Source organism: Streptomyces sp. NPDC004031 (assembly GCF_053604375.1).
Map to the genome: position 1 here is coordinate 82,462 of NZ_JBSGHL010000032.1, position 9,920 is coordinate 92,381.

The 9,920-nt window shown below is 74.6% G+C and carries 8 protein-coding genes; 7 read left to right on the forward strand and 1 reads right to left on the reverse strand.

Annotation, left to right across the window (positions count from 1 at the left end):
• Both mug and ACWERV_RS21250 read left to right on the forward strand, forming a co-directional pair.
• Positions 1-576, forward strand: coding sequence for a G/U mismatch-specific DNA glycosylase (gene mug, locus ACWERV_RS21245; protein WP_452935216.1), 576 nt, complete (start codon positions 1-3; stop codon positions 574-576).
• A gap of 127 nt (positions 577-703) precedes the next feature.
• Complete coding sequence (locus ACWERV_RS21250) at positions 704-1,861, forward strand: ROK family protein (RefSeq protein ID WP_398190347.1); 1,158 nt, start codon at positions 704-706, stop codon at positions 1,859-1,861.
• A 127-nt stretch (positions 1,862-1,988) separates the two neighbouring features.
• On the opposite strand, the gene ACWERV_RS21255 is transcribed toward ACWERV_RS21250, so the two are convergent.
• Positions 1,989-2,753, reverse strand: coding sequence for a GntR family transcriptional regulator (locus ACWERV_RS21255; RefSeq protein WP_452935219.1), 765 nt, complete (start codon positions 2,751-2,753; stop codon positions 1,989-1,991).
• A gap of 258 nt (positions 2,754-3,011) precedes the next feature.
• Between ACWERV_RS21255 and ACWERV_RS21260 the strand changes: the two genes are divergently transcribed.
• The 5 genes from ACWERV_RS21260 to ACWERV_RS21280 all read left to right on the forward strand — a co-directional run bounded on the left by ACWERV_RS21260 (position 3,012) and on the right by ACWERV_RS21280 (position 9,823).
• Entirely contained in the window at positions 3,012-3,758 is a 747-nt protein-coding gene (locus ACWERV_RS21260; RefSeq protein ID WP_398190350.1) for an SDR family oxidoreductase, read from the forward strand.
• Between the two features lie 294 nt (positions 3,759-4,052).
• Positions 4,053-5,513, forward strand: a complete 1,461-nt coding sequence (locus ACWERV_RS21265) for an NCS2 family permease (protein WP_452935222.1) — start codon at positions 4,053-4,055, stop codon at positions 5,511-5,513.
• A 331-nt stretch (positions 5,514-5,844) separates the two neighbouring features.
• A complete protein-coding gene (locus ACWERV_RS21270; protein ID WP_452935224.1) occupies positions 5,845-6,405 on the forward strand; it encodes a GNAT family N-acetyltransferase in 561 nt (186 codons plus the stop codon).
• Between the two features lie 27 nt (positions 6,406-6,432).
• On the forward strand, positions 6,433-7,785 hold the full coding sequence (locus tag ACWERV_RS21275; protein WP_452935236.1) for an N-acetyltransferase family protein: 1,353 nt from the start codon (positions 6,433-6,435) through the stop codon (positions 7,783-7,785).
• A gap of 346 nt (positions 7,786-8,131) precedes the next feature.
• A complete protein-coding gene (locus tag ACWERV_RS21280) occupies positions 8,132-9,823 on the forward strand; it encodes a DUF885 domain-containing protein (protein WP_452935227.1) in 1,692 nt (563 codons plus the stop codon).
• The last annotated feature ends 97 nt before the right edge of the window (positions 9,824-9,920 follow it).

Genomic DNA, 9,920 nt, shown 5'->3' on the forward strand with positions numbered 1-9,920 from the left:
GTGCCGCCCCGGCTGCCCACGCCATCCGCGCAGGAGCTGGCGGCGGCCTGCGACCGCACGCTGGAGGACGTGATCGGGCCGGGCCTGCGGGTGCTGTTCTGCGGGATCAACCCGGGGCTGATGTCGGCGCACACCGGCTACCACTTCGCCCGGCCCGGCAACCGCTTCTGGCCCGCGCTGCACGCCTCCGGCTTCACCCCGCGCCGCTTCTCGCCCGTGCAGCAGGCTGACCTGCTGGACCTCGGGCTGGGCGTGACGAACGTGGCGGCGCGGGCCACCGCGCGCGCCGACGAGCTGAGCCGCGAGGAGCTGGTCGAGGGCGGCGGGCTGCTGGCGGCGAAGGTCGCCGAGCACCGCCCGGCGTGGCTGGCGATACTGGGCGTCACGGCCTACCGGGTGGCCTTCGCCGAGCCCCGCGCCCAGGTGGGCCCGCAGCCGCAGACGCTGGGCGACACCCGGATCTGGGCGCTGCCGAGCCCGAGCGGGCTCAACGCGCACTGGACGCCGGCGGCGCTGGCCGAGGAGTTCGGCCGGCTGCGCGCGGCGGCGCCCGCGCCGCCCGCGCCGCGCGGCTGACGGCACGTCAGCACCGGGCCGGACGGCACGGTGACGATGGCACCCAAACGTAACGGGACCGCGCTCGCCGCGTAGCCCTGCGCCCGGTACGATCCGCCACACACAGGCACAGGCTGGGAGGACATACGTGGGGCGACTCACCGGCGGGGACCCGTCCCTGCTCAGGCGGATCAACTCCGCGGTCGTCCTGCACGCCCTGCGCGGGGCGCAGACCCCCACGCTCACCGAGCTGGTGCAGAGCACCGGCCTGTCCCGGCCCACCGTCGAGGGTGTCATCGAGGGTCTGACGGAATCGGACCTGGTGGTGGAGGTCGGCCCGGAGGCCGGCGACACCCGCAAGCAGGGCCGCCCCGCGCGGCGCTTCCGCTTCCACGCCGAGGCCGGGCACCTGCTGGGCATCGAGATCGGCGCGCACCAGATCCGGGTCGTGCTGTCCGACCTCGGCGGCCAGGTGCTGGGCTCGCACGGCCGGGAGGTCGACGAGGGCGCGAGCGCCGACGACCGCCTGGAGCGGGTCCGCGGCACCGTCGCCGAGCTGCTGCGCAAGGCGGGCGTCGCACGCAGCACGCTGTGGGCGGTGGGCGTGGGCAGCCCCGGCATCGTCGGGACGGACGGCGAGGTGCGGCTGGGCACCGCGCTGCCCGGCTGGACCGGGCTGCCGCTCGGCGAGCGGCTGCGGCGCTCCTTCCGCTGCCCGGTGCTGGTGGAGAACGACGCGAACGTGGCGGCGGTGGCCGAGCACTGGAAGGGCGCGGCGGTCGGCACCGACGACGTGGTCTTCGTGCTGGCCGGGCTCAGCCCGGGAGCAGGGTCGCTGATCGGCGGCCGGCTGCACCGCGGTTCCGGCGGCGCGGCCGGTGAGATCGGCGCGCTGCACCTGCTGGGCCGCGAGGCGACACCCGAGCACCTGCTGTCGACCACCGGAGAGCCGCTGCACCCGCTGGACGAGCCCGCGGTGACGCGGGTCTTCGCGCTGGCCCGGCAGGGCGACGCGCAGGCCACCCACGCGGTGCAGCGCTTCCTGCACCGGCTGGTGCACGACGTGGCGGCGCTGGTGCTCGCGATCGACCCGGAGCTGGTCGTGATCGGCGGCTGGGCGGCGGGCCTGGACGGCATCCTGGAGCCGCTGCGCGCCGAGCTGGCCCGCTACTGCCTGCGCACCCCGCAGGTGGTGCTGTCGGCGCTGGGCCAGGAGGCCATCGCGACGGGCGCGCTGCGCCTCGCCCTGGACCACGTCGAGGAGCAGCTCTTCACCGTCCAGCAGACGTCGATGGCGCTGCGCTGACCCGCGCGGTCCGTACGGGTGCGGGCGGCGCCGGCCCGCGGACCGTACCGGGCGCGGCCGTACGGACACGACGAGGGCCCGTCTCCCCCGGCCGGGGTGACGGGCCCTGTGCGTGCTCGGGCGCGGGTCAGGAGGCCTGGCGGCTGACCTGCTGCTGGTGGTGGGTGACTTCAAAGGCACCCGCGTCGCCGAAGGTCAGCTTGCAGGTGTCGGCGCGGTAGGTGGCCAGCGACACGGCGGCGACCCGGCCGCCCGCGTAGTAGCGCGAGGTCACGACGAGGACCGGGGCGCCGGGGAGCCGGTCGAGCTGCTTGGCGTCGTCGGCGCGGGCGGAGCCCAGCTCGACGGCGCGGTCCTCGCCCTCCAGCGCCAGCGCGTGCAGCTCGCGCAGCACGGCGGGGGCGTGCGCGGCGGGCGTGAGGTCACCGGGCAGGCCCGGCACGGACGCGCGCGGGACGTACAGCAGCTCGGCGGCGACCGGCTGGCCGCGCATCACGCGGGCCCGGCGGATGGTGTGCACGGCCTCGTCGGCCCCGGTGCCGAGCAGCGCGGCGACCGGCGCGGGGGCGACGGCCTCGACGCACCCGGCGGTCTCCCACGCGTCCCGTCCGGCACCGGGCCACACACCGGCCGAGGGGCCGACCGACACGCCCATGCGCGGCGGGGCGACCGTGGTGCCGACACCGCGGCGGCGCTGGAGCCGGCCTTCCAGTTCGAGCTGTTCGAGCGCCTGGCGCAGCGTCGCGCGGGCGACGCCGAAGCGGGCGGCGAGGTCGCGCTCGTTCGGCAGGATCTCACCGACCTCGAACTCGGAGTCGAGCGCGTCGTTGAGCACCGTCTTGAGATGCCAGTACTTCGGCTCCGGCACCGATTCGAGCTGCGTGGTCCCCACCCTGTCCTCGCAATCAGCCATCAGCTCAAGGCTTGTTCAGCCTTGTTTCCTAACCAGTGTTTATTAAAGGTCCTTGCACTACTAAGGACGATAGAGCGGCCCGTCACTCTTGGTCAAGACCAATCCTCGAACCGGCACAGGCGCCCAGGAAGGGGATATGTCCAGTGTTCATGCGATGTTGACGGAGTGCTGCGATAGTGTTCGTGATCATCGAGCGGCGCCTGGTGCCGCACGGCGGCACGAGGGAGCGGACGGCCGATGGACGAGGTCACGCTGGTCACCGGGGGCAGTCGGGGCATCGGCGCGGCGGTCGCGCTGCGGCTGGCGGCGGCCGGCCACCGGGTGGGCATCGGGTACGAGCGGGCCAAGGACGCCGCCGAGGACGTCGCCCGGCGGATCCGCGAGCAGGGCGGCACGTGCCTGCCCTACCAGCTCGACACCAGCGACGCCGGACAGGTGGACGGCTTCTTCGACACGGTCAGGGCGGAGCTGGGCGCGGTCACCGGCCTGGTGAACAACGCCGGGATCACCGGGCCGCTCGGCCGCTTCACCGAGACGCCCGTCGAGGTCATGCGCCGGGTGGTGGACGTCAATCTGATGGGCGCGCTGCTGTGCGCCCGGCGCGCGGCGCTGGAGATGTCCACGCGCCACGGCGGCGAGGGCGGCGCGATCGTCAACATCTCCTCGGGCGGCGCCACGCTCGGCAGTCCGGGCGAGTACGTGCACTACGCGGCGAGCAAGTCCGCGGTGGACGCGCTGACGGTGGGCCTGTCGAAGGAGCTGGGCCCGGACGGGGTGCGGGTCAACTCCGTGCAGCCGGGCATGGTGGTCACCGACATCCACGCGACGATGGGCGACCCGCAGCGGCCGTGGCGCAACCCCGAGCGGGTCCCGATGCGCCGCCCCGGCCAGCCGGAGGAGATCGCCGGAGCGGTCGCGTGGCTGCTGTCGCCGGAGGCGTCCTACACGACGGGCGCGGTGCTGCGGATCGCCGGCGGCCTCTGACCGCAGCCGCCGGACGGGCGGCACGCACTGTCCACGCACCCGGGGTCTCTCGCCCCGGGTGCGGTGCGTCCGCTGCCCGCGCGCGGGGCGTCCCGGGTTCGACCGGGTGTGTCATGAGTGTTGACCTGAGCATGGCCGAAACCCGACGGTGATACCCGGTAACACCGCGGCAACCTGCGGCTGCCCGCGTCCCGGGACAATCCGTGGGTCCCGCGGCGCCCGCGCCCGCCGGCCCGCCGCCGCGCGTGCCCGCCGCGGCTCGTCGCACGTCCCACTCGCACGCAGAGGAGCACCATGCCTGGACCCGTCGTGGACACCGCCAAGCGGCCGTCAGGACCGCCGCCCGGCGGCACCTTCCTGGACCGCTGGTTCCGAATATCGGAGCGCGGGTCGACCCCGGTACGGGAGCTGCGGGGCGGTCTGGCCACCTTCTTCACGATGGCCTACATCCTGGTCCTCAACCCGATCATCCTGTCCGGGGCGACCGACAAGTTCGGCCACCACCTGTCGACCGCGCAGCTGGTCACCGCGACCGCGCTGGTGGCCGCGGTGATGTCGGCGATCATGGGGGTCGGCGGCAACCTGCCGCTCGCCATCGCCGCCGGACTCGGCCTCAACGCCGTCGTCGCCTTCCAGCTCGCACCCAAGATGAGCTGGCCGGACGCGATGGGCCTGGTGGTCCTGGAGGGCGTGGTCATCTGCGTCCTGGTCGCGACCGGGCTGCGCGAGGCGATCATGAACGCGATCCCGCTGCCGATCAAGCAGGCGATCAGCGTCGGCATCGGCCTGTTCATCGCCTTCATCGGCTTCGTCGACGCCGGGTTCGCCAGCCGCATCCCGGACGCCGCGCACACCACCGTCCCCGTGCAGCTCGGCGCGACCGGGGCGCTCACCGGCTGGCCGGTGCTGGTGTTCTGCCTCGGTGTGCTGCTGACGGTCGCCCTCGTCGCGCGCCGGGTGAAGGGCGCGATCCTGATCAGCATCGTGGTGATGACCGTCGTCGCGATCGTCGTCAACAAGATCGCCGACCTGCCGGCCGGCGCATGGGGCCTGACCGCGCCGAAGGTGCCGCACGACATCGTCGACACGCCGGACTTCGGGCTCATCGGCCACTTCAGCCCCTTCGGCGCCTTCTCCGAGGCCGGAGTCGTCACCTCCGTGCTGTTCATCTTCACGCTGGTGCTGTCGGACTTCTTCGACGCGATGGGCACGATCGTCGGCATCTCCAGCGAGGCCGGGCTCGTCGACGAGCAGGGCAAGGTGCCCAACATCGGCCGGGTGCTCTTCATCGACGGCCTCGCGGCAGCCGCGGGCGGCGCCGCCTCGGCCTCGTCCAACACCGCCTACGTCGAATCGGCGGCGGGCGTCGGCGAGGGGGCGCGCACGGGCCTGGCCAGCGTCGTGACCGGCGCGCTCTTCGCGGTCTCGCTCTTCCTCTCGCCGCTCGCGGCCGTCGTGCCCTCGCAGGCGGCCGCGCCCGCGCTCGTCGCGGTGGGCTTCCTGCTGATGGCGCAGGTGCGGAACATCGACTGGACGCAGTACGACATCGCGATCCCGGCCTTCCTCACGATCGCCGCGATGCCCTTCACCTACAGCATCACCAACGGCATCGGGGCGGGCTTCGTGTCCTTCGTCGCGATCAAGCTGGCGCTCGGCAAGGTGCGGGAGATCCACCCGCTGGTGTGGGGCGTGTCGGTGTGCTTCGTCGCCTACTTCGCGATCGACCCGCTCCAGCAGCTGCTGGGCGTGAAGTAGCGCCCGCCACCTGCCGCTTCGGCCCCCTCCCGGGCACGGGACCCGCTCCGCGCCGCGCCCGCCCGAGGAGGGGGCGGGCAGGCGCGGGCGGTCGCGGCGCCCCGACCGGGACGGGGGCGCCCGGTCGGGGCAGCTGGCCGGGCCGGTGCCGCGCACCGGCCCGTACTGTCACAACTCCCGCCATCGCACCGGAGTTCCCGCCGCCGGACATTTCCCCCGCACCCCCTGGCCGGGCCCCAGGTCCGCAGGCCGGGGGGTGTCCGGGGTGCCGGGGGTGTCCGAGGGTGCGCGTAGATTGCCGCGGGACAGGTGAGACAAGGGAGGACCGGGTATGACCACCGACTTCGCCGGGCTCGCGGTACCCGCGGCGGACGGCGCCCCCGCGCTGCGCCTGCGCCCGTGGGCCGCGGGCGACGCAGAGGAGCTGGCACTCGCCCACCGGGACCCCGCGCTCCGGCGGTGGCTCGCGACCAGCATCGACGGCGAGGCCGAGGCGCGGCGCTGGATCGCGGCGCAGGCCGACGGCTGGGCGGACGGCACGCGGTACGCCTTCGCGGTGCTGGCGGAGGAGGACCGGCGGCTGCTGGGGCACGTCGCGGTCAAACGCAAGGCGGCCGGGGACGCGTCGGCGGAGATCGGCTACTGGACGGCGGCCGCCGCCCGCGGCCGCGGGATCGCCCCGCACGCGGTCCGCGCGGTCACCGGCTGGGTGCTCGGCGGCGGCCACGGCACGCCGCCGGACCGGCTGGAACTGCTGCACGCCGTGGACAACACCGCGTCCTGCCGGGTCGCCGAGAAGTGCGGCTTCGCGCTGCGCGCGGTGCTCGACCCGTACCCGCCGCAGTTCCCGCAGCCAGGACACCGTCATGTCCACGGGCCCGCCGCCGGCTGAACTCCCGGGCGGGCGGCCCGCGTCGGGATCCTGAGCGCTTCGATCGGTTTCGTACCGGCAACGGGCGGCAATGAAGGGAAAGGGCCGGTTGACCGAGAAGATCCGTCCTTTACCGTCTGGTCACGGCATGTTCGTGATCGCGCAACAAGGCTTCGCCATTGTAGGCGTATGCCACATTCGACTCCTGAGCCCCCGCCCGGAGCCGTGACCCGGTTCCGGCTGTGGCCGCTCGCCCGCCGCTCCCGCCCGACGCGGGGCGCCGGAGCCGCGTCGCCGCTTCCCGTCCCGCTGCCGGACGCCGCCGCCGAACCCGCGCTGTGGCGGCTGCGCACCACCGTGCGGGACACCCCCGGCAGCCTCGCCGCGGTGTGCGCGGCGCTCGCCGGGGCCCGGGTGGACATCGTCACCCTCCAGACCCACCCGCTGGCCGAGGGCACCGTCGACGAGTTCCTGCTGCGCGCGCCCGGCGGCACGGCCGGCTCCGAACTGGCCCGCCTCGTGGAGGGCGCGGGCGGCGCGGACACGTGGCTGGAGCGCGCCGACACGCACGACCTCGTCGACACCCCGGCCCAGGTCCTGGCCCTCGCCACCCGTACCGCGCTCGACCCCGCCGAACTCCCCCTGGCGCTGCGCCAGCTGTTCGGGCGCTGCACCGTCACCGCGGCCCCGGCCGTCCCCGGCGAGGAGCCCGTGGAGGCGCTGGAGCCCGCCATGATGCAGCTGCGCGACCCGTCGGGCGGCACCCTGACGGTGCGCCGGGCCCACCCGCCCTTCACGCCCACCGAGTTCGCGCGGGCGCGGGCGCTGGTGGAGCTCGACGCCCGGCTCGGCGTACGGACCCCCGCGGCACGGCGGGCCCGCACTCTCGCCTCCGGCGACGAACTGACGGTCCGCCGGGCCGGGCCCGAGGACCACGCGGCCGCGCTCGCGCTGCACGCGCGCTGCACCCCCGCGACGCTGGCCCGCCGCTACCACGGCCCGGTCCAGGACGCCGACCGCTACCTCGCGCACCTGCTCACCCCGCGCTTCGGCCAGTCGCTGGCCGTCGAGACCGCCTCCGGCCAACTGGTGGCGCTCGGCCACCTGCTGTGGGACGGCGAGGAGAACGAGGTCGCGCTGCTCGTCGAGGACGCGTGGCAGCGGCGCGGCATCGGCAGCGCGCTGCTGCGCGGACTCGTCGAACTCGCGGCGGAGGCCGGGCGCTCCAGCGTCTACGCGGTGACGCGCGCGGCGAACCCGGGCGTGGCGGGGGTCATGCGGGAGCTGGGGCTCCCGCTCGACTACCAGGTCGAGGACGGCACGCTCGTCGTGACCGCGACGCTGCCGGCGTCGCCGGCGGAGCTGCCGTGGGGGGCGGTGCGCCGTCCGGCGGGGGGCTGAGGTGGTCCTGGCGGACCTGGGCGGGCCTGGGCGCTACGGGGTGCCCCTTGCCGTGTGAGTCGCGGCCTCGCGCGGTGGGTGGCCGAGCGCGCAATGCCCCGCGCCCCTGACGCCCCAGGCTGCCCCTCGCCGTGAGAGACGCGACCCCGCACCGTGCGTGGCCGAGCGCGGAGTTCCCCGCGGCCCCGGGGCTCCGCGGACTGCCGGCTGTGGGGCGGGAAATTGCGGTCGGGGAGGGGGGCGTGCGGAGTTCCTCGCGGGGACGGGGGTCGGGTGCGGGGATCTTGCGGTGGTCGGGGGCGCGGGGCGGTGGCAATCGGTGCGGGGTTCGTACGAAGATGGCCGCATGTCCAATCTGACCAGCACCTCGCTTCCCCGGGAGGTCGCCGACGCGTACGTCGACGACCTCATCGAACTCGACCCGCTGCTCGGCACGTATCTCGGTGTCGCCAGTTCCGCACGGCTGCTGCCGGACTTCTCGCCCGCCGGGGCGGACCGGCTCGCCGCGCTGAACCGGCGGACGCTGGAGCGGCTGACCGCGGCCGAGGCCGTGCAGGGGGCGGACAGCGGCGTGGAGCGCCGGTGTGCGCGGCTGCTGCGGGAGCGGCTGACCGCCGACCTCGCGGTGCACGCCGCCGACGAGCACCTGCGGACGGTGAGCAACCTCAACTCCCCCGCGCACACCGTGCGCGAGGCCTTCACGCTGATGCCCACCGAGACGCCCGAGCACTTCGCCGACCTGGCCGCGCGGCTGCGCGGCGTGCCGGCCGCGCTGGAGGGCTACCGGGCCTCGCTCGCCGAGGGGCTGTCGCGCGGGCTGCCGGGCGGGCCGCGCCAGGTCGAGACGATGGTGGCGCAGTTCGGCGAGTGGGCGGGTGAGGGCGGCGACGGCGGCAGCTGGTTCGCCGAGCTCGTCGCGGAGGGCCCGCAGGAGATGCGCGTGGAGCTGGACGGGGCCGCGGCCGAGGCGACCGCCGCGTACGCGGCGCTGCGCGACTGGCTGCGCGACGTCTACGCGCCCGCCGTCGCCGGTACGCCCGACGCCGTGGGCCGCGAGCGGTACGCGACCTTCTCGCGCATGTGGAACGGCACCGACCTGGACCTCGAAGAGGCCTACGCGTACGGCTGGTCCGAATACCACCGGCTGCACGCCGAGATGGTCGCCGAGGCCGCCAAGATCCTGCCCGGCAAGGACCCGTGGGAGGTGCTGGCCCACCTCGACGCGCACGGGCAGGCCGTCGAGGGCGTCGAGGAGGTCCGCCAGTGGCTCCAGGAGCTGATGGACGAGGCGATCGAGGGCCTGGACGGCACGCACTTCGACCTGGCCGACCGGGTCAAGCAGGTCGAGGCGCGGATCGCCCCGCCCGGCGGCGCAGCGGCGCCGTACTACACCGCGCCCTCCGAGGACTTCACGCGGCCGGGCCGCACCTGGCTGCCGACGATGGGCCGGACCCGCTTCCCGGTCTTCGACCTGGTCTCCACCTGGTACCACGAGGGTGTGCCGGGCCATCACCTGCAGCTCGCCCAGTGGGCGCACGTCGCGGGCGACCTGTCCCGCTACCAGGCGACCGCGGGCCTGGTCAGCTCCAACGCGGAGGGCTGGGCGCTCTACGCGGAGCGGCTGATGGACGAGCTGGGCTTCCTGTCCGACCCCGAGCGGCGGCTCGGCTACCTGGACGCGCAGATGATGCGCGCGGTGCGGGTGATCATCGACATCGGCATGCACGCCGAGCTGGAGATCCCGGCCGACTCGCCCTTCCACCCGGGCGAGCGCTGGACGCCGGAGCTGGGCCAGGAGTTCTTCGGCCGGCACAGCGGGCGGCCGAAGGCCTTCGTCGAGAGCGAGATCGTCCGGTACCTCGGCATGCCCGGTCAGGCGATCGGCTACAAGCTCGGCGAGCGTGCCTGGCTGCTGGGCCGCGAGGCGGCGCGGGCGGCGCACGGTGACGCGTTCGACCTGAAGGCGTGGCACATGGCGGCGCTGTCGCAGGGTTCGCTGGGCCTGGACGACCTGCTCGCGGAGATCTCGGCCCTGTAGTACGCGTCGCGGTGGGATGAGTATCGGAGTCGTCAGTTCCGGAACCACGGCTGTCAATTGATCGGGGCAACCGTCCGATTAATGATCACCGATGTGA

Coding starts and splice junctions, on each gene's coding strand:
- ACWERV_RS21260 (WP_398190350.1), top strand. CDS start 3,012: ATGGACGAGGTCACGCTGGTCACCGGGGGCAGTCGGGGCATCGGCGCG.
- ACWERV_RS21265 (WP_452935222.1), top strand. CDS start 4,053: ATGCCTGGACCCGTCGTGGACACCGCCAAGCGGCCGTCAGGACCGCCG.
- ACWERV_RS21270 (WP_452935224.1), top strand. CDS start 5,845: ATGACCACCGACTTCGCCGGGCTCGCGGTACCCGCGGCGGACGGCGCC.
- ACWERV_RS21280 (WP_452935227.1), top strand. CDS start 8,132: ATGTCCAATCTGACCAGCACCTCGCTTCCCCGGGAGGTCGCCGACGCG.